Source organism: Janthinobacterium sp. GL_088, assembly GCF_057837845.1.
On sequence record NZ_CM174453.1, the window covers coordinates 5,340,065 to 5,357,744 of the forward strand.

Genomic DNA, 17,680 nt, shown 5'->3' on the forward strand with positions numbered 1-17,680 from the left:
ATGCAAGCACATATTATGGATTCCGGCCTCGAAAACTGGCATGATTTTGAAGTGGAATCGCGGCGGGAAATCATCGCCTTGCTGCGCAGCATCAGTGAAAAGAACCAGCTGATCCGCATGTTGATCCACGGTGAATCCGATGTGTGCGTCACTTCCATCCTGGAAGTCGATGCCGAGCACGATACCGTCATCCTCGACCGTTCCGTGAACGCCGACCAGAACCGGCGCATGCTGGCCGCCAAGGGCATTTCGTTTGAAACCTCGCTCGACAAGATCCGCATCCTGTTTGCCAGCGCCCTGGTGGAAGAGTGCCATTTCGGCGGCACGCCCGCCTTGAAAATTGCCATTCCAGAAACACTGATCCGCCTGCAGCGGCGCGAGTATTACCGCATGACGACGCCCGTGAGCAATCCCGTGCGCGTGGCGATCCCCCTGCCGCCCTCACTGGGTGGCGCCGACACCCTGTTCCCGCTGGCCGACATCAGCTGCGGCGGCATCGCCATCCTCGACAATAAACTGATGCTGGGCGAGACCATCGGCAGGGATTATCCCGGCTGCCGCATCGACTTGCCCGACGTCGGCATCGTCACCGCGACTTTGCAAATTCGCAATTCGCTGGACATGACCTTGCTGAACAACAAGCTGAACCGCCGCCTCGGCTGCCAGTTCGTCGACCTGCCGCGCAGCATGCTGGCGCACGTGCAGCGCTATATCACGCGGCTGGAGCGTGAGCGCAACGCCCGCATGGCGGGGTTGGGTTAACACCTTACAAACCTACTGCGCGTCGCCATTTGCGGCCTGCGATGCTCACTGTACTAGAGTACAGTTCCGCTTCTCGGCCACAACTGGCTTCCGCTCGCTACGTTTTGTAAGGCGTTCGTGACGTAGCAATACACTTGCCTGTATCAAACCTGCATATTCATGATCTCGTGATATGCAGAAACCAACTTGTTTCTCACCTGCACCGTCGCCTGGAATTCGATGCTCGACTTTTGCATCGACACCATCACGTCCGACAGGCTGACCTTTTCGTCGCCCATGGTAAAGCGCTGGCCCAGGGCCGACGAGGCCTTTTGCGCGCCGCTCACGGAGTCGAGCGCGCTCTTGAAGGCATCGGCAAAATTCACCTTCGCCGCTGGCAGCTCGGTCTGGATCGCCGGTATTTTCGCCTCCGGCCGCGTGGCCGCCGACTTCAGTTGCGCGATCATCGCCTCGATCCTGCTGCTATCGATACCGCCTGTTTTCACTTTGCCTCCCGATTCTGGTCTGCTTCATATCTGTTCCATGCCTGTTGCACCCAGAGAACAAAACCCTGGCTTGCAAGGCAACGACGGGTACAATAACTTCCGTCACATGTTGCCAGGGTTCCACAATACCAGCGCCAACGCCAGCCGCTCGGCCGAGCAGGCGGCAAAAGCGCCTTCTATTTGGACGATTGAAGCGCGTGACAGTGGCGGATAATTCTGCATATCGCCCCTCCTCCCGAGGAAGCGGCCCCCGCTCATTACCAAACATACGCGCCCTGGAAGGCAATCATGGCTGTAGCCGAAGAAATCGATGTGAACCGCATACCCCCGGAACCGGCGCCTGCCCGCTCGCCCGTGGAGTCCGTGCAAGCCTTCGCCAAGACGCCGATGGGCAAGAATTTCCTGCGCGGCTTGGGCGTGGCGGCACTGGTCGCCATCGGCGTGGCCTTGTACATGTGGAACCAGCCGCCCGAATACAAAGTCCTGTTCTCGAACTACACGGACCGCGACGGCGGCGCCATCACCGCGTCACTGGACCAGCTAGGCATCAAGCACAAGTTCTCCGAAGGCGGCGGCGCCATTCTCGTGCCGTCCGAGCAAGTCCACGACGCGCGCCTGAAACTGGCCGCGCAAGGCTTGCCGAAGGGCGGCAACGTAGGCTTCGAGCTGATGGAAAACCAGAAGCTGGGCGTGTCGCAATTCCTGGAACAGGTCAATTTCCAGCGCGCGCTGGAAGGCGAACTGGCCAAATCGATCGAATCCGTCTCCGCCGTCGACACGGCGCGTGTCCACCTGGCGCTGCCCAAACCATCCGTCTTCGTGCGGGAACAGCAAAAACCGACGGCGTCCGTGCTGCTGAACCTGCATCCGGGCCGTGGCCTCGATCAGTTGCAGGTGAGCGCCATCGTGCACCTGGTGGCTTCCAGCGTGCCGGAGTTGCTGCCGATCAATGTCACCGTGGTCGACCAGGCCGGCACCCTGCTGTCGAACCAGGAAAAGGACAAGGACCGCGCCAACGGCATCAAGAGTCTGGACCCGAACCAGCTGAAGTACGTGCAACAATTGCAGCAAAGCGTGATCAAGCAGGTCGAATCGATCTTGCTGCCCATCGTCGGCGAAGGCAATGTACGCGCCGAAGCGACGGCCGATGTTGATTTTTCGCAAAGCGAGCAGGCGGCTGAAACCTACAAGCCGAACTCGCCGCCGGAAGCGTCCACCATCCGCAGCCAGCAAACGAGCGAATCGACGGGCGCCGGCAATGCCAACCCTTCCGGCGTGCCGGGCGCGCTGTCGAACCAGCCGCCAGGCGTGGCGACGGCCCCGTTGACGGCCGAAGCGCCTGGCGCACCGGGCGGCGCGCCGACGGCACCGACACAGAAGGAATCGACGACGAATTATGAAGTCGACAAGACCGTGCGCTACGAGCAGAAATCCATGGGTGGTTTGCGCCGCCTGTCGGTGGCCGTCGTCGTCAACTACCGCCGCAGCTTCGACAAGGATGGCAAGGTTACGGTCAAGCCAATTTCCCCTGCCGAAATGGTCCAGATCAATAATCTGGTCAAGGAAGCGATGGGCTACAACAAGGAACGCGGCGACAGCTTCAGCGTGGCCAACTCGCCCTTCGACGGCATCGACCGCGCGCCGGAAGGCAAGCTGGAGTGGTGGCGCGACCCGGCCAACTTGCCGCTGGCCAAGGAACTGGCGAAATTCCTCATCACGGCCCTGATCCTGCTGTATATCTTCATCAAGATCGTGCGTCCGATGCTGCGCCCCGTGATGCGCAAGATCGACGATTTCGGCGCCCCGCCGCCCGTCATCGAGCCGGAATTGAGCAAGGACGGCGAAGAAAACGAAGTCCTGCTCAGCGAAGCGGAGCTGGAAGAACTGGAAGAAGATACGGCCCGCGGTTATCGCGAAAACCTGGCGATGGCCAGGAAACTGGCGCAGGAAGACCCGCGCGTCGTGGCCAACGTAATCAAAGCATGGATAGGCAATAATGACTGAGACAACGGGACTGCAAAAAGCATCGATCCTGATGCTGGCACTGGGCGAGAGCGAAGCGGCCGAGGTCATGAAATTCCTCGGGCCGCGCGAAGTGCTGAAACTGGGCGCCGCCATGGCCACCATGAAGGGCATCGCGCACGAGCAGGTGGTCGAGGTGCTCGGCGACTTCCGCGCGCAGACGGAACTCAATTCCACCGTCGGCCTCGATTCGGACGAATACATCCGCCAAGTGCTCACCAAGGCGCTGGGCGACGACAAGGCGTCCGTGCTGCTGTCGCGCATCCTGGGCGGCAAAGATGCGTCCGGCATCGAATCGCTGAAGTGGATGGATTCGCAATCCGTGTCCGAGCTGATCCGCAACGAGCACCCGCAGATCATCGCCACCATCCTCGTCCACCTGGAACGCGACCAGGCGTGCGAAATCCTCGGCCACTTCACGGACCGCTTGCGCAACGACGTCGTCTTGCGCATCGCCACCCTGGACGGCGTGCAGCCAGCCGCCTTGCGCGAACTCAACGACGTGCTGACGAAACTGCTGTCCGGTAATGAAAATATCAAGAAATCGTCGCTGGGCGGCGTGCGCGCGGCGGCCGAGATCCTGAACTTCATGAGCGGCGAGCAGGAAGGCTCCGTCATGGACAATATCAAGAACTACGACAATGACATGGCGCAAAAGATCATGGACGAAATGTTCGTGTTCGACAACGTGATCGATATCGACGACCGCGGCATCCAGTTGCTGCTGCGCGAAGTGCAGTCGGAAATGCTGATCATCGCCCTGAAAGGCGCCTCGCAGGAGCTGCGCGACAAGATCTTCAAGAACATGTCGCAGCGCGCCGGCGAGATGATGCGCGAAGACCTCGAGTCGAAAGGCCCCGTGCGCCTGTCGGAAGTGGAATCGCAGCAGAAACAGATCCTGCAGATCGTGCGCCGCCTGGCGGACGAGGGGCAGATTGTCCTAGGCGGAAAAGGCGAGGATTCGTTTGTCTAACTTGATTCCCAAAGAGCAGCAAACCGCCTACCAGCGCTGGGAAATGACCTCGTTTGGCGACGAGCGTCCCAGCGTGGTGGCGGCGCGCAAGCTGCTGGAACCGGACCCCGAACCGGAGCTCGACCCCTTTGCCGAACTGCACGAGGAAGAGCTGGCCCCGCCGCTCGAATACCCGACGCAGGAAGAACTCGACGCCATCCGCGAGGAAGCGCGCGCCACGGCCTTCGACGAAGGCCGCGCGGCCGGCTATGCGGAAGGCCACGCGGCCGGGCATGCCGATGGCCATGCCGAATCGTATGCGCAAGGCAAAGCGGCCTCGGCCATCGAGCTGGCACACCTGCAAACCATCGCCGTCGACTTCGGCACGGCCGTGCAGCAGGCCGACGACCTGATCGCCAATGACGTGATGGAACTGGCCCTGCAGCTGGCCAAGGGCATGCTCAAGACGGCCTTGCCCGTGCGCCCCGAACTGATGCTGCCGATGGTGCGCGAAGCCATCGAATACTTACCTGTGCTACAACAACCAGCCTTGCTGATGCTCAACCCGGACGATGCGCAAGTGGTACGCGATGGCATCGGCGATGAGCTCGACAAAGGTGGCTGGCGCGTCATCGAAGATCCCAGCGTGGAACGCGGCGGTTGCAAGATCGACACGGCCAGCAACCAGATCGACGCGCAGACGTCCACCCGCTGGCACCGCCTGACGCATGCGCTGGGCAAAGACCTGGACTGGCTAGCGCCGTGAGCGAGCCCGTCAAAGGCCCGACTGCCCATGCGGCGCGCTGGCGCGCCTACCTGAGCGACTGTACGGCCGTGGTCGGCTTTGTCGAACCGATGCAGATTTCAGGCCGCGTCACGCGCGTGGCAGGCCTGGTGATGGAAGCCGTGGGCTTGCGCCTGGCCGTCGGCGCCGCCTGCACCGTGCCGCTGCCCAATGGCGGCCGGGTCGAAGCGGAAGTGGTGGGCTTTGAAGGCGAACGCCTGTTCTTGATGCCGCAAAGCGATGTCGAGGGCATCGTGCCCGGCACGCGCGTGTTTTCCGTCGAACCAGCCATTCCCCGCCCCGGCAGCGTGGCGCACCCGCGCCGCCGCCCCAGCGACCGCGCGCGCCACCTGCCCGTGGGGCCGCAACTGCTGGGCCGCGTGCTCGACGGTGCGGGCCGCCCGCTCGACCAGCTCGGTCCGCTGCACACGACCGACAGCGCCCCCATCAATGTACGCCCCGCCAATCCGCTGGGCCGCGCCCCCATCGTCGACACGCTCGACGTGGGCGTGCGCTCGATCAACGCCATGCTGACCGTGGGCCGTGGCCAGCGCATGGGCCTGTTCGCCGGTTCCGGCGTCGGTAAAAGCGTGCTGCTGGGCATGATGGCCCGCTACACGGAAGCGGACGTGATCGTCGTCGGCCTGATCGGCGAACGGGGACGCGAAGTAAAAGAATTCATCGAACAAATCCTCGGCCCCGAAGGCCTGGCCCGTTCCGTTGTCGTGGCCGCGCCGGCCGACACGCCGCCGCTGATGCGCCTGCAGGGCGCAGCGTATGCGACGGCGATTGCCGAACACTTCCGCGACCAGGGGCAAAACGTGCTGCTGATCATGGATTCGCTGACCCGCTACGCCATGGCGCAGCGCGAAATCGCCCTGGCCATCGGCGAGCCACCGGCAACCAAGGGCTATCCGCCATCCGTCTTCGCCAAGCTGCCCGTGCTGGTGGAGCGGGCCGGCAATGGCGAGGAAGGCGGCGGCTCGATCACGGCTTTCTACACCGTGCTGACCGAGGGCGACGACCAGCAAGACCCGATCGCCGACTCGGCGCGCGCGATTCTTGACGGCCACATCGTGCTGAACCGGCGCCTGGCCGAAGCGGGTCATTATCCCGCCATCGACATCGAGCAATCGATTTCGCGCGCCGCCCACTCGATCACCACGCACGAACACCAGCAGCAGGCGCGCAAGCTGAAACAGCTGTATTCGCGTTATGAACGCAGCCGCGACCTGATCAGCGTGGGCGCCTACAGCGCCGGCACCGACCCCGTGCTGGACCAGGCCATCGCCCTGCATGAAAAGATCGAGGCGTTTTTGCAACAGCAAATCACGGAGCGGGTCAGCATGGACGAGAGCTTGGGGCAACTTACCGCTCTATTCGACTGATTAGGGCTTGCCTAGCGGGAATATAATCAGCCATGGCTTCTCCTTCCCAACTTGCAACCCTGATCGACCTTGCCCAGCGCGAAACGGATGACTGCGCCAAGCGCCTGGGCGCGGCCCTGAAAGCGCTCGACGATTGCCGCCAGAAGCTCGACATGCTGTCCGGCTACCGCGACGACTACGCCAAACGCTTCGAGGCAAGCATGAGCAGCGGCATTACGCCCATGGCTTACCGCAACTTCCAGGCCTTCATGGTCAAGCTCGACAGTGCCATCCTGGGCCAGCAGCAAGTAGTCGAACATGCGCAAGCGCGCAGCGACAATGAAAAGATGCGCTGGCAACTGGCCGAACGCAAGCGCATGTCGTACACCACCCTGAACAACCGGGCGCAGGAACAGGCGCTGAAGCTGGAAAACAAGCGCGACCAGAAAGCAATGGATGAGCACGCGGCGCGACAAGCCTATTACAAACGCTAAGCAACACTGAGGCAGCATCATGCAAACCCAGCCAACACCGATTTCCCAGATTATCTCGCCCAACGCCACGCCGGGCGCCGCCAACCGCAGCCAGCCGTCCACCAGCGGCACGGCGGGCGACTTCCAGCGCACCCTGAATCGCCAGATCGAGCAGCGCCAGGTCAGCCGCAATATGGCGCAAGCGCAAATACAAACGCCGGCGCCGGCACCGGCAGCTCGTCCCGCCAGCCCCGCCGCCACGCAGGCACCCGCCCAGGCGCCAGCCAGCGAAGCGAAAGCGGCGCAAGCAGGCACCGAACAGGCGGCCAGCAGCGAACAGCCGCCCGCGCAATCGAGCGAGGCAGCGACACCAGCCACCGCCGACAGCGCCCCGGCCGAGGCCAGCGTGCCTGCCGCCCCCGCCGCGACAGTCACGCCGCCAGCCGATCCGGCCGCCGAAATGCTGGCCCTCGTAGGCAGCATCCAGCTGGCCATCCAGCCACCGGCAGCCGCCGCCAAGGCCGCGCCGGAACTGCCGGCGCGCGCCAGTGTCAAGGCCGAGGGCAAGAATCCGGCAACAGGCCCCCTGCTGGCAGTGGGCCAGGGCAGCGGCAAGGCTGCCGCCACCGCCGCCGCGCAAGCCGACAGCGGCGACTTTGCCGACAGCCTGGGCCAGGCCCAGGGCAAGGCAGCCGCCACACCGGGCGCCAGCGTGCCGACCGGCAAGGCCGAACCGGGCAAGCTGGCCATCGACGCCCAGCTGGCAGCCACCGCCAAGGCGGGCGCCGCCGTGGCCGAACCGATCCTCAAGGAAACACCTGCCGACCTGAGCCGCCTGGCTGCCCAGTTGCAGCCGGGCGCGCTGCAGCAGGCTGCGGCCGCCGTGGCCGTGCCGGCCGACAAGCTGACGGGCCGGGTCGGCACGCCGGCCTGGGACCAGCAGCTGGGACAGAAAGTCGTGTGGATGGCGGCTGGCGGCGACCAGAGCGCCACCCTGACCCTGAATCCGCCCGACCTGGGACCCGTGCAAGTGGTACTGACAGTCACCAATGACCAGGCCGATGCCGCCTTCATGTCGGCCCAGCCGGAAGTGCGCCAGGCGCTGGAAGCGGCCATGCCGCGCCTGCGCGAAATGATGAGCGAAGCGGGCATCGCCTTTGGCAGCGCCACCGTCTCGGCCGGCACGCCGGAACAGCAGGACCAGGGTAACCGGGAAGCATCTGGCGGACGCCGTGGCAATGGCCAGGGTGGTGGCGTATCGGGTGGCGAGATCGCCATCGCGCCGGCGACAGGCGGACGCAGCCGGCCCAGCCTGAGTGCCGTGGATACCTTTGCCTGAGGTCAATTCGTCGTCCGCAAGCCACTGGCGCGCCCCACGGCGTAACTTTTCGTCTAAAAACAGCGAGTTGAGGGCGCTTCCGCCCTCTTTTCACTGCATCCTTCTGCGCAGAATTTGCCGATAATGACATAATGGCGTCGTGATCCACTTCCATGCACTCGAGTACCATTGAAAGCAAATCCAAAAATGAAAGCAGATCCGAAAGCAGATGCAGGCCTGGCTCCCGCCGGCGCCTCGAAAAAGAAGCTTCTGATCATCGTGCTGGCCTCGGTGCTGGTGGCTGGCGGTATCGGTGGCGGTGCCGCCTGGTACTTCCTGCATGGCAAGGCCGATAAAGAAGAATCGGCACCGAGCAAGAAAAAACATGCCGCTTCCAAGGCAGGTCCGCCCGTCTTCGTGCCCATCGATGCCTTCACCGTCAATTTGCAGCCGGAAAATGGCGAGCAATACCTGCAAATCGCGTTTACCTTGCAGGCCAGCAGCCCGGAAGAAATGGACTTGATCAAGGTCAACATGCCGAAAGTGCGCAGCCGCTTGTTGCTGCTGCTGTCCGGCAAGAAGGCATCCGAACTCAATACCGTGGAAGGCAAGCAGCAACTGGCGGCCGAAATCATCAATCAGGTGAACCAGCCGTTCGAGGACAAAGGGCCGGAGCAGGACGTGACGGACGTATTATTTACCGCATTCATCATTCAATAAGCAGCCATGGCCGATAATTTCCTCTCCCAGGAAGAAGTCGATGCCCTACTCAAGGGCGTCAACGGAGACCAGGACGACGCGCAGGCGCCGGAAGATGTCACGGGAGTTCGTACCTACAACCTGGCAACCCAGGAGCGCATCGTGCGCGGCCGGATGCCGACGTTGGAAATTATCAACGAGCGTTTCGCCCGGCTGCTGCGCGTGGGCCTGTTCAACTTCCTGCGCCGCAGCGCCGAAGTGTCGGTGGGTTCCGTGCGCGTGTCGAAATACAGCGAGTTCATCCGTAACCTGGTGGTGCCGACCAATCTGAATCTGGTGCACATGAAGCCGCTGCGCGGCACGGCCCTGATGGTCTTCGATCCGGGCCTCGTGTTCCTGCTGGTCGACAACCTGTTCGGTGGCGATGGACGCTTCCATACGCGCGTCGAAGGGCGCGACTTTACGCAGACGGAGCAGCGCATCATCCTGCGCATCCTCGACATCGTCTTCGAGGCCTACACCAAGTCGTGGGAACCGGTCTTCCCCGTCGAGTTCGAATATATCCGTTCAGAAATGAACACGCAGTTCGCCAACATCGCCACGCCGAACGAGGTGGTGGTGGCGTCCACGTTTACGGTGGAACTGGGCTCCGTTTCCGGACAAATCCACTTCTGCATGCCGTATTCGATGATCGAGCCGATCCGCGATTCGCTGACATCGAGCCTGCAGGGCGAGGCGCTGGAAGTGGACAAGCGCTGGATCCGCCTGATGACGCAGCAGATCCAGATCGCCGAAGTCGAGCTGGTGGCCTCGCTGGGCACGGCGCGCGTGTCGTTCGATGAAATCCTGAACATGAAGGTGGGTGACATCATCCCGCTGAATATTCCCGAACTGATCGCCGCCACCGTCGACGGCGTGCCCGTGATGGATTGCACGTATGGCGTGTTGAACGGACAATATGCCTTAAAGGTTGAAAAGTTGTTGGCCAATGCCGATAACATGAATAACCACTAAATAAATACCCGGGCCGCGTTGCGGTCCGTATCTGTACAACAGGAGAAACACATGTCTGACAACCAAGACGACCAAAGCGCGGAAGACGATTGGGGCGCGGCCATTGCCGAGCAGGCCAAGGCGGAAGCCGAAGCGCTGCAGAACCAGGCCGCCAATACGGCCAGCGCGGCCAGCGCCGCCGTGTTCAAGGACTTTTCCAAGCAGGCATCGAAGTCGGAAACGCACAACGATATCGATTTCATCCTCGATATCCCGGTGCAGCTGACGGTCGAACTGGGCCGCACCAAGATCGCCATCAAGAACCTGCTGCAGCTGGCACAGGGTTCCGTGGTCGAGCTCGACGGCCTGGCCGGCGAACCGATGGACGTGCTGGTGAACGGCTGCCTGATCGCCCAGGGCGAAGTGGTGGTGGTGAATGACAAGTTCGGCATCCGCCTGACCGACATCATCACGCCTTCCGAACGCATCCGAAAATTGAATAAATGAAGCCTGGCCTGTTGATTTCCACCATGCTGCCGCTGATGGCGGCATGCAGCATTGCCCTGGCTGAAGCGCCAGCCGCGTCCGCACCAGCGGCGGCCAGCGCCGCCAGCGCTTCCGTCGCGCTGGCAAGCGAGACACCGCCTGCCGCAGCGGCGCCAGCAGCCTCACCTGCCACTACAGCTGCTGCCTCGCCTACCGCCGTCCTGCCCGCCATGCCGCCCGGCGCACCGATGACGATGGCGCCGACCAGCTCGGCCGGCAGCCTGCTGCAAACTATCTTCGCGCTCGTGTTCGTGCTGGCCCTCTTGATCGGCCTGGCCTGGTTCATGAAACGCTATGGCCCCAAGGTCATGGGCGGCAACAACAAGATGCGCGTCGTCAGCTCGCTCAACCTGGGCGGACGCGAACGCATCGTCCTCGTCGAAGTGGCCGACCAGTGGATCGTCGTCGGCGCCTCGCCCGGCCGTATCAACGCGCTGGCCACCATGCCGCGCCAGGAAGGCGATCTGCCGCAACTGGCCACGGCGCAAAACGGCCCCGCGGCCGCCAATTTTTCCGAGTGGCTGAAACAGACCATCGAAAAACGCAATGGGAAATAAGCAGCAGATGGCGTGGTCCACCTTGAAGACTCCCCTGACCTGGCTGCTGGCGGCAGCCGCCCTGGCCTTGCCGCTGTGGGCCATGGCCCAGCCGGGCATCCCGGCCTTCAACAGCACGCCGGCGCCGGGCGGGGGACAGAATTATTCCTTGCCGGTGCAGACGCTCATCCTGATGACGTCGCTCACCTTTTTGCCGGCGGCCTTGCTGATGATGACCTGCTTTACGCGCATCATCATCGTGCTGTCCTTGCTGCGCCAGGCCATCGGCACGCAATCGGCGCCGCCGAACCAGGTGCTGGTGGGGCTGGCCCTGTTCCTGACTCTGTTCGTCATGGGTCCCGTGTTCGACAAGATTTATACGGATGCCTATCTTCCTTATCAGGAAAACAAGATCACCATGCAGCAGGCGATGGACAAGGGCGTCGATCCCCTGAAAACCTTCATGCTCAAGCAGACACGCCAGGCCGACCTGGCCCTGTTTGCCAAGATGTCGCGCTCGCCGGCCCTGCAAGGCCCGGAAGACGTGCCGCTGCGCATCCTCGTGCCCGCCTTCGTCACCAGCGAGCTGAAAACGGCGTTCCAGATCGGCTTTGCCATCTTCATCCCGTTTTTGATCATCGACATGGTGGTCGCCAGCGTGCTGATGTCGATGGGTATGATGATGATGTCGCCCGCGACGATTTCGCTGCCGTTCAAGCTGATGCTGTTCGTGCTGGTCGATGGCTGGCAGTTGCTGCTGGGCTCGCTGTCACAGAGTTTTTACTAGGGGAAGTACGATGACACCCGAAAGCGTCATGACCCTGGGCCGCCATGCGATGGAAATCACGCTGATGGTAGCGGCGCCCATGCTGCTCGTCGCCCTCATCATCGGCTTGATCGTGAGTATTTTCCAGGCGGCCACGCAGATCAACGAGGCAACCCTGTCCTTCATCCCGAAGCTGGTCGGCATTTTCGTCGCCCTCGTCGTGGCCGGCCCGTGGATGCTGTCCGTCATGCTCGACTATATGCGCCAGGTGTTTACGGGCATCCCGAACCTGGTGGGCTAGTGCAGTCGCTGTTGCCATGCTGACCCTGTCCAGCATCGAACTCAATACCTGGATCGCAGCACTGCTGTGGCCACTTAGCCGCATCCTGGGCCTAATCGCGGCCGCCCCCCTGTTCGGTAACGCGGCCGTGCCGGCCACCGTCAAGGTGACCCTGGGCGCGCTGCTGGCCATGATCATCGCCCCCACCGTGCCGGCCTTGCCTGCCGTCAACCCGATGTCCTTGCCAGGCTTGTTGATTCTCACGCAGGAGATGCTGGTGGGCCTGGCCATGGGTTTTTCCATCCGCATCGTGTTTTCCGCCATCGAAATGGCCGGTGAAATCAGCAGTCTCACCATGGGCCTGGGCTTCGCCTCGTTCTTCGACCCGCAAACCAAGGGCCGCTCTTCCGCCATCAGCCAGTTCCTCGTCATGCTGGCCACCTTGATGTTTTTGACAGTCAACGGCCACCTGGTCTTGCTGGCGGCGCTGGCGGAAAGCTTTGTCAGCCTGCCGATCTCGTCGAGTCCCATCAGCGGTGGTGGTTTCCAGCAATTGGCGGCCTGGGGTGGGGAAATCTTCCGTTCCGGTCTGCAAATTTCGCTGCCCATCATCGCGGCCCTGCTGCTGACCAACGTGGCGCTGGGCATCCTGACGCGGGCCGCACCGCAGCTGAACATTTTCGGTATCGGTTTTCCCGTGACCCTGGGCGTGGGCTTGCTGGTGATCGGCATGGTCCTGCCCTACCTGGCCACACCCTTCCAGAACATGTTCCTGCGCGGCATAGAAACGGCACGCCTGCTGCCGCGCGGCTTTGCCACGCGCGACCGGCCTGCGCCGCCCGTACCGCCGAATCCCTTGCGCCCGGCGCCACCGGCACCGCTGCCAGCCGCGCGCTGAACAGAAGTATCAGCCCAGCGCGTGGCGCAGCAGCAGCGCCGACAGCACGAACATCGTGATACCAATCAAGCCATCGAGCACTTGCCAGGCCCGGGGCCGCGCAAACCACGGCGCCAGCCAGCGCGCGCCAAATCCCAGCGAGGCAAACCACAGCAGACTGGCCGCGCTGGCGCCGGCAATAAACCAGGCGCGCAACGCGCCCGGCTGCTGCGCGCCAATACTTCCCACCAGCAATACCGTATCCAGATACACGTGAGGATTGAGCAAGGTAAATGCGGCCGCCTGGGCCAGGATGGCAGCCAGGCCCAGTTGCGCCCCGCCTTCGGCCGCGCGCAACTGCTGCGGCCGGCGCGCGCGCCGCAGGGCTTGCCAACCGTAGACGGCCAGGAAAGCGGCGCCGCCCAGCGCCAGCGCGCTGGCCAGCAGGGGACGCTGCCCCAGCGCACTGGCCATGCCCAGGACGCCGGCGGCAATCAGCGCCGCGTCGGCCAGGGCGCAAAACAGCACGATGGCGCCCACGTGTTCGCGGCGCAAGCCTTGTCGCAAGACAAAAGCGTTTTGCGAACCGATGGCAACGATGAGTCCCAAGCCCAGGGTCATGCCTTGGAGAAAGACGGAAAAAACCAGTGGTGTGGTGGCGGTCGGGAGTGTCATGCGGCGATCTTGCCAGCCCCACGAAATGAAGGCAAACTACCTTTTCTACAGCCAGTTAAGGAAAACTTCATTCATGCTCGATTATGCCGCCCTCGCCGCGCTGGCCGCCGTCATCCGCGAAGGCAGTTTCGAGCGCGCGGCGCGCGCCTTGCACGTGACGCCATCGGCCATTTCGCAGCGCATCCGCCTGCTGGAAGAGCGCGTCGGCTGCGCGCTGGTGATACGCGACCAGCCCTGCCGCGCCACGCAAACGGGCCGGCGCCTGTGCCAGCACGTGGACCAGGTGCAATTGCTGGAGCAGGATTTGCAGGGGACCTTGCCGGCGCTGGCAGCGCAAGGCCCCTCGCGCGCCAGCGTGCCCGTCGCCGTGAATGCCGACAGCCTGGCCACCTGGCTGGCGCCCGCCATCGCTGCCTTCGCTGCCGAACACCCGGTGCTGCTACAGGTGGCCGTCGACGACCAGGACCATACGGCCGAGTGGCTGCGCAGCGGCGCCGTGCTGGCGGCCGTCAGCGCCACGGCCCGGCCCGCATCAGGCTGCAACAGCCGTCCGCTGGGTGCCATGCGCTACCTGGCGGCCGCCAGTCCCGCCTTCGTGCAGCGGCATTTTGCCCACGGCGTGGGCGCCGCCAGCCTGGCGCTGGCGCCCAGCCTCGTCTTCAATGCCAAGGACGAACTGCAATCGCGCTGGGTGCGCCGCCTGTGCCACCGGCACGTGGAATTGCCGCGCCATGCCCTGCCTTCGCCGCACGCCTTCGTCACGGCAGGCCTGGCCGGCATGGGCTGGGGCTTGCACCCGCAGGCGCTGATCCAGCCCCACCTTGACAAGGGCGCCCTGGTGGAACTGCTGCCCGCTACGCCATTGGACGTTCCCCTGTACTGGCATACGGCGCGTGCCGCGTCCAGCCTGCTCGATGGCTTGAGCGCAGCCATCCTGGCCGCCGCCCGCACGGGCCTGCTGCCGCCCTGATTGGCAACCTCAGGGCTGGTCGCTGCTGAGCGCGAAGCGCCAGCGCCGCAGGTCGACATTCAAACGCAACTGGTGATGCTTGACCAGGTAGCGCACGCCGACCAGCGCCGCCGCCAGGCCCGAGAGTGCGCCTATACCCAGCGCCCAGCGCGGGCCGAAGGTATCAGCTACCCAGCCCACGATGGGCGCGCCCAGCGGCGTGCCGCCCGCCGAGATGGCCAGCACGATGGCCATGACCCGGCCCCGCATGGCGGGCGCCGTCGACAGTTGCACGCTGCTGTTGACGCTGGTGGTAAAGGTTTGCGCGGCAATGCCGATGACCACCAGCATCATGCCGAACAGCCAGTAATTGGGCATCACGGCGGCCAGCGCGCACGCCAGGCCGAACAGCGCTGCGGCGCCCAGCAGCAAGGCCAGGGTGGGCTGGCCGCGCCCCGCCGCCAGCAAGGCGCCGGCCACGGAGCCGCAAGCCATGATGGAACTGAGCACGCCATACTGGCCGGCGCCCGCATGGAAGGCCGTCACGGACATGGTCGACAGGAAAATCGGGAAGTTCAGGCCAAAGGTGCCGATCAGGAACAGCATCAGCAAAATAGCCATCAGGTCGGGCCGCTGGCGCACGTAGCGGAATCCCTCGCCCAGGCTGGCGCGCGTGGCCTTCAGGCGCGGCGCGCGGCGCAGCAATTCCACGCGCAGCAGCAACAGCGATCCGATCACGGCGGCAAACGAGACGGCGTTGATGATGAAGACCCAGCCGCTGCCGACGCTGCTGATCAGCAAGCCGGCGACCGCCGGGCCCAGCATGCGCGCCGCATTGAACGAGGTGGAATTGAGCGCCACGGCGTTCGTCAAATCTTCCTCGCCAACAATTTCGGCAACAAAAGTCTGGCGCACGGGCGAATCGAAGGCCGTCACGCAGCCCAGCAGGAAAGCAAACACATACACGTGCCACAGTTGTACCAGGCCGCTGATGCACAGCAAGCCCAGGCCCAGCGCCAGCAAGCCCATGGCCGCCTGCGTACACAACAACAATTTCCTGCGATCCAGCAAGTCGGCCGCCATGCCCGTCAGGGGCAGCAACAGCAGTTGCGGGCCGAATTGCAAGGCCATGACGATGCCGACGGCGCTGGCATTGTGCTGCGTCAATTCGCTCAGCACCAGCCAATCCTGCGCCGTGCGCTGCATCCAGGTGCCGATATTCGACACGAGGGCGCCGCCGGCCCAGATACGGTAATTGGGAATGCGTAGCGAACGGAATGTGTTGTTCATCTGGGCGTGCGGGCTCCTTGCCGGGGTCGTGGTGAAAAATTCAGCGGATCACTCCGCCAAGCGTTTGAGTAATGCCACCGCATGGTTCAGTTCGGTGACTTCGTCCGGCGTGAGCCGGGTTTCAATGGTGCGCGCCAGCCAGTCTTCGCGCGCGGCGCGGCTGGCCGCTATCCAGGCGCGGCAGCTGTCCGTCAGGGTCAATAGCGTTTGCCGGCCATCAAGCGGATCGGGCGAACCCGTCACCATCTGCGCTTCCGTCAAGGCTTGCACGGTGGCGGCCATCGACTGGGGCCGCATGCCTTCGGCGCGCGCCAGGCTGCTGGCAGTGGCCGGGCCGTCGCGTTCAAGACGGCTGAGCACGGATGCCTGCGACATGCTGACATCGCCCAGGTACGCCTCTTCGCGCAGGCGGCGGCGCAACTTGCCGACCAGGATGCGCAATTCGCCGGCCAGTTGCAGGACTTGTTCGTGGTCTTCTTGCGGGGCGGTCATGGTAGCCGTGTGGTGGATCAACGGCCCCTACTATAACAGATATGCAGGTAGACTGCACAGTTTGCCTGTATATCTTGTCAAGACGGCTATATTGCGGACGAAAAAAAACCGGGGCGGAAGATGTTCTCCCTGCCCCGGCTTGCCGGACTTCCTGCCGATGCCGGCTGTTTAGCTGATGTAGTTGAACAACGACAGGCCCGAGATCGAGGTGAAGGTTTTCTGCGCCGCCTGCAGGGTAACTTGCTGCTGGCTGAAGTTGGAAATGGCTTTGACCATGTCGAGGTCTTGCAGGTCCGACAGGGTGGTGGCGTACTGGATGTCGAGGTCGTCGCCGGCGCTGTCGAGATAATCGAGTTCCTTCATGCGCGAACCGACTTCCGCGCGCACAGACAGGACATTGTCGTAGGCCGTGTCGAGAATATTATGCGCGGCGTTCAAGCCATTCGTCAGGCGCGCCTGTCCCGCATCGCCACTGCCCGGCTGGCGCAGCACGCCGATCAGGTTTTTCACGGTGGTAAACAGCGATTCCTTGGCGCTCGGCTCCAGGGTAAAGCTGTCCTGGTCGGCCGGCTTGCCCGTGATGTTCACCTGCTGGCCATCGAAGGTGATGGCGTCGCCCGCCTTGTAGGGGATGGGCACGGCGGGATTGGGCACCGTCTGGCCCAAGGTGGCGTCCGTGACAGTGTACGTGGTGACGGCATCCGTGCCCGTGCCCGTGACCTTGAAATCGATCGAATACTTATGCCCCGTCAATGCCGACGGGTCCGTCACCGTGCCGCCGGAAACGATGCCCGAGCCGCCGCGCGTGAAGTTGGCGGTGGCGGCCGCCGTGGTGAACTTGCCGTTGCCGGTCAGGTTGTTTTCAAACACGGTAGCGCCGGAATCGCTGGTAGCCAGGTAGCGCGCCGAGCCCACCTGCAGTTCGCGCTGGCCCTGGTCGCCCACATAGCTGGCGCCCGTCGGCGTCTGGCTGAATGGCTGGGTGGTGGATTTATAGCCGGAAAACAGGTAGCCGCCGGCGCCGTCGGCCGTGTTCGCGATGCCCAGCAAGTCGGTCAGCCGGCCTTCCAGTTCCTTGGCCAGGGTATCGCGGTCGACATCCTTGAGGGAAGGATTGCCGGCCTTCACGACCAGGTCTTTCACGTCGGCGATCAGCGAGGTGGTGCTGGCCAATGCCAGCTCTTCCTGCGACAGGAAGTTCTTCGCGTTCGAGCGGTTCGTCACGAATTGCGTGTTGATCGATTGCGACTGCGTCACTTCCAGCGCGCGCGCCGAGGCGATCGGATCGTCGGCCGGCGTCAGGTTGCGGCGGTTCGACGACAGCTGCATCTGCGTACGGTTCAAGGCACCCTGCAGATTGTTCAGCTGCGAGCTGCCCTGGTCATAAATCATTCGTGTGCTGATGCGCATGATG

General features: G+C 63.5%; 20 protein-coding genes. 15 read left to right on the forward strand and 5 right to left on the reverse strand.

Translation table 11 applies throughout. The features are described from left to right. Complete coding sequence (locus AC3IQ7_RS23805) at window positions 1–762, forward strand: flagellar brake protein (RefSeq protein ID WP_233516132.1); 762 nt, start codon at window positions 1–3, stop codon at window positions 760–762. A gap of 143 nt (window positions 763–905) precedes the next feature. Here AC3IQ7_RS23805 and fliE read toward each other — a convergent pair whose 3' ends face one another. Then, a complete protein-coding gene (gene fliE / locus AC3IQ7_RS23810; RefSeq protein WP_035821347.1) occupies window positions 906–1,247 on the reverse strand; it encodes a flagellar hook-basal body complex protein FliE in 342 nt (113 codons plus the stop codon). Window positions 1,248–1,535: 288 nt separating this feature from the next. Here fliE and fliF point away from each other — a divergent pair, with 288 nt between their 5' ends. The 13 genes from fliF to fliR all read left to right on the forward strand — a co-directional run bounded on the left by fliF (window position 1,536) and on the right by fliR (window position 12,881). Further along, complete coding sequence (fliF, locus tag AC3IQ7_RS23815; protein ID WP_099377938.1) at window positions 1,536–3,251, forward strand: flagellar basal-body MS-ring/collar protein FliF; 1,716 nt, start codon at window positions 1,536–1,538, stop codon at window positions 3,249–3,251. Continuing rightward, on the forward strand, window positions 3,244–4,242 hold the full coding sequence (gene fliG / locus AC3IQ7_RS23820) for a flagellar motor switch protein FliG (RefSeq protein WP_034754023.1): 999 nt from the start codon (window positions 3,244–3,246) through the stop codon (window positions 4,240–4,242). Before fliF ends, fliG begins: the two co-directional genes overlap by 8 nt. 43 nt (window positions 4,243–4,285) lie before the next feature. Then, entirely contained in the window at window positions 4,286–4,987 is a 702-nt protein-coding gene (locus AC3IQ7_RS23825; protein ID WP_489210512.1) for a flagellar assembly protein FliH, read from the forward strand. A gap of 89 nt (window positions 4,988–5,076) precedes the next feature. After that, on the forward strand, window positions 5,077–6,393 hold the full coding sequence (gene fliI / locus AC3IQ7_RS23830; RefSeq protein ID WP_233516143.1) for a flagellar protein export ATPase FliI: 1,317 nt from the start codon (window positions 5,077–5,079) through the stop codon (window positions 6,391–6,393). A 32-nt stretch (window positions 6,394–6,425) separates the two neighbouring features. Then, window positions 6,426–6,866 (forward strand): flagellar export protein FliJ, encoded by a 441-nt coding sequence (fliJ, locus tag AC3IQ7_RS23835; RefSeq protein WP_035821358.1) that lies wholly within the window; start codon window positions 6,426–6,428, stop codon window positions 6,864–6,866. A gap of 19 nt (window positions 6,867–6,885) precedes the next feature. Continuing rightward, complete coding sequence (locus AC3IQ7_RS23840) at window positions 6,886–8,184, forward strand: flagellar hook-length control protein FliK (protein WP_489207482.1); 1,299 nt, start codon at window positions 6,886–6,888, stop codon at window positions 8,182–8,184. A 186-nt stretch (window positions 8,185–8,370) separates the two neighbouring features. Continuing rightward, window positions 8,371–8,883: a flagellar basal body-associated protein FliL gene (gene fliL, locus AC3IQ7_RS23845; protein WP_101482395.1), complete on the forward strand. Its 513-nt coding sequence runs from the start codon at window positions 8,371–8,373 to the stop codon at window positions 8,881–8,883. A gap of 6 nt (window positions 8,884–8,889) precedes the next feature. Next, window positions 8,890–9,876: a flagellar motor switch protein FliM gene (fliM, locus tag AC3IQ7_RS23850; RefSeq protein ID WP_034754035.1), complete on the forward strand. Its 987-nt coding sequence runs from the start codon at window positions 8,890–8,892 to the stop codon at window positions 9,874–9,876. Window positions 9,877–9,927: 51 nt separating this feature from the next. After that, window positions 9,928–10,362, forward strand: a complete 435-nt coding sequence (gene fliN / locus AC3IQ7_RS23855) for a flagellar motor switch protein FliN (RefSeq protein WP_034754038.1) — start codon at window positions 9,928–9,930, stop codon at window positions 10,360–10,362. After that, window positions 10,359–10,958: a flagellar biosynthetic protein FliO gene (gene fliO / locus AC3IQ7_RS23860; RefSeq protein ID WP_489207483.1), complete on the forward strand. Its 600-nt coding sequence runs from the start codon at window positions 10,359–10,361 to the stop codon at window positions 10,956–10,958. Before fliN ends, fliO begins: the two co-directional genes overlap by 4 nt. Further along, window positions 10,948–11,724, forward strand: coding sequence for a flagellar type III secretion system pore protein FliP (fliP, locus tag AC3IQ7_RS23865; protein WP_099377941.1), 777 nt, complete (start codon window positions 10,948–10,950; stop codon window positions 11,722–11,724). Before fliO ends, fliP begins: the two co-directional genes overlap by 11 nt. Before the next feature lie 10 nt (window positions 11,725–11,734). Beyond that, complete coding sequence (gene fliQ, locus AC3IQ7_RS23870; RefSeq protein ID WP_035821365.1) at window positions 11,735–12,004, forward strand: flagellar biosynthesis protein FliQ; 270 nt, start codon at window positions 11,735–11,737, stop codon at window positions 12,002–12,004. Between the two features lie 16 nt (window positions 12,005–12,020). Beyond that, window positions 12,021–12,881 carry a flagellar biosynthetic protein FliR gene (gene fliR, locus AC3IQ7_RS23875; protein ID WP_099377942.1) on the forward strand — a complete coding sequence of 287 codons (861 nt, stop codon included), beginning with the start codon at window positions 12,021–12,023 and terminating at the stop codon, window positions 12,879–12,881. Between the two features lie 9 nt (window positions 12,882–12,890). On the opposite strand, the gene AC3IQ7_RS23880 is transcribed toward fliR, so the two are convergent. Then, window positions 12,891–13,535: a LysE/ArgO family amino acid transporter gene (locus AC3IQ7_RS23880; RefSeq protein WP_099377943.1), complete on the reverse strand. Its 645-nt coding sequence runs from the start codon at window positions 13,533–13,535 to the stop codon at window positions 12,891–12,893. 73 nt (window positions 13,536–13,608) lie between these two features. Here AC3IQ7_RS23880 and AC3IQ7_RS23885 point away from each other — a divergent pair, with 73 nt between their 5' ends. After that, on the forward strand, window positions 13,609–14,505 hold the full coding sequence (locus AC3IQ7_RS23885; protein WP_489207484.1) for a LysR family transcriptional regulator ArgP: 897 nt from the start codon (window positions 13,609–13,611) through the stop codon (window positions 14,503–14,505). Between the two features lie 9 nt (window positions 14,506–14,514). Here AC3IQ7_RS23885 and AC3IQ7_RS23890 read toward each other — a convergent pair whose 3' ends face one another. From AC3IQ7_RS23890 to flgL, 3 genes are all read right to left on the reverse strand, one after another. Next, the gene (locus tag AC3IQ7_RS23890) at window positions 14,515–15,774 is read right to left on the reverse strand and encodes an MFS transporter (protein ID WP_099377945.1); all 1,260 of its coding nucleotides are present in this window, start codon (window positions 15,772–15,774) and stop codon (window positions 14,515–14,517) included. A gap of 48 nt (window positions 15,775–15,822) precedes the next feature. Continuing rightward, entirely contained in the window at window positions 15,823–16,266 is a 444-nt protein-coding gene (locus AC3IQ7_RS23895) for a MarR family winged helix-turn-helix transcriptional regulator (protein ID WP_489207485.1), read from the reverse strand. A gap of 168 nt (window positions 16,267–16,434) precedes the next feature. Further along, complete coding sequence (flgL, locus tag AC3IQ7_RS23900) at window positions 16,435–17,676, reverse strand: flagellar hook-associated protein FlgL (protein WP_322426396.1); 1,242 nt, start codon at window positions 17,674–17,676, stop codon at window positions 16,435–16,437. Window positions 17,677–17,680: the final 4 nt, after the last annotated feature.

Bases quoted from the DNA above. Each gene is read 5' to 3' on its own strand.
- AC3IQ7_RS23805 (WP_233516132.1), top strand. From the start codon at position 1: ATGCAAGCACATATTATGGATTCCGGCCTCGAAAACTGGCATGATTTT.
- fliF (WP_099377938.1), top strand. From the start codon at position 1,536: ATGGCTGTAGCCGAAGAAATCGATGTGAACCGCATACCCCCGGAACCG.
- fliG (WP_034754023.1), top strand. From the start codon at position 3,244: ATGACTGAGACAACGGGACTGCAAAAAGCATCGATCCTGATGCTGGCA.
- AC3IQ7_RS23825 (WP_489210512.1), top strand. From the start codon at position 4,286: ATGACCTCGTTTGGCGACGAGCGTCCCAGCGTGGTGGCGGCGCGCAAG.
- fliI (WP_233516143.1), top strand. From the start codon at position 5,077: ATGCAGATTTCAGGCCGCGTCACGCGCGTGGCAGGCCTGGTGATGGAA.
- fliJ (WP_035821358.1), top strand. From the start codon at position 6,426: ATGGCTTCTCCTTCCCAACTTGCAACCCTGATCGACCTTGCCCAGCGC.
- AC3IQ7_RS23840 (WP_489207482.1), top strand. From the start codon at position 6,886: ATGCAAACCCAGCCAACACCGATTTCCCAGATTATCTCGCCCAACGCC.
- fliL (WP_101482395.1), top strand. From the start codon at position 8,371: ATGAAAGCAGATCCGAAAGCAGATGCAGGCCTGGCTCCCGCCGGCGCC.
- fliM (WP_034754035.1), top strand. From the start codon at position 8,890: ATGGCCGATAATTTCCTCTCCCAGGAAGAAGTCGATGCCCTACTCAAG.
- fliN (WP_034754038.1), top strand. From the start codon at position 9,928: ATGTCTGACAACCAAGACGACCAAAGCGCGGAAGACGATTGGGGCGCG.
- fliO (WP_489207483.1), top strand. From the start codon at position 10,359: ATGAAGCCTGGCCTGTTGATTTCCACCATGCTGCCGCTGATGGCGGCA.
- fliP (WP_099377941.1), top strand. From the start codon at position 10,948: ATGGGAAATAAGCAGCAGATGGCGTGGTCCACCTTGAAGACTCCCCTG.
- fliQ (WP_035821365.1), top strand. From the start codon at position 11,735: ATGACACCCGAAAGCGTCATGACCCTGGGCCGCCATGCGATGGAAATC.
- fliR (WP_099377942.1), top strand. From the start codon at position 12,021: ATGCTGACCCTGTCCAGCATCGAACTCAATACCTGGATCGCAGCACTG.
- AC3IQ7_RS23880 (WP_099377943.1), bottom strand. From the start codon at position 13,535: ATGACACTCCCGACCGCCACCACACCACTGGTTTTTTCCGTCTTTCTC.
- AC3IQ7_RS23885 (WP_489207484.1), top strand. From the start codon at position 13,609: ATGCTCGATTATGCCGCCCTCGCCGCGCTGGCCGCCGTCATCCGCGAA.
- AC3IQ7_RS23890 (WP_099377945.1), bottom strand. From the start codon at position 15,774: ATGAACAACACATTCCGTTCGCTACGCATTCCCAATTACCGTATCTGG.
- AC3IQ7_RS23895 (WP_489207485.1), bottom strand. From the start codon at position 16,266: ATGACCGCCCCGCAAGAAGACCACGAACAAGTCCTGCAACTGGCCGGC.
- flgL (WP_322426396.1), bottom strand. From the start codon at position 17,676: ATGCGCATCAGCACACGAATGATTTATGACCAGGGCAGCTCGCAGCTG.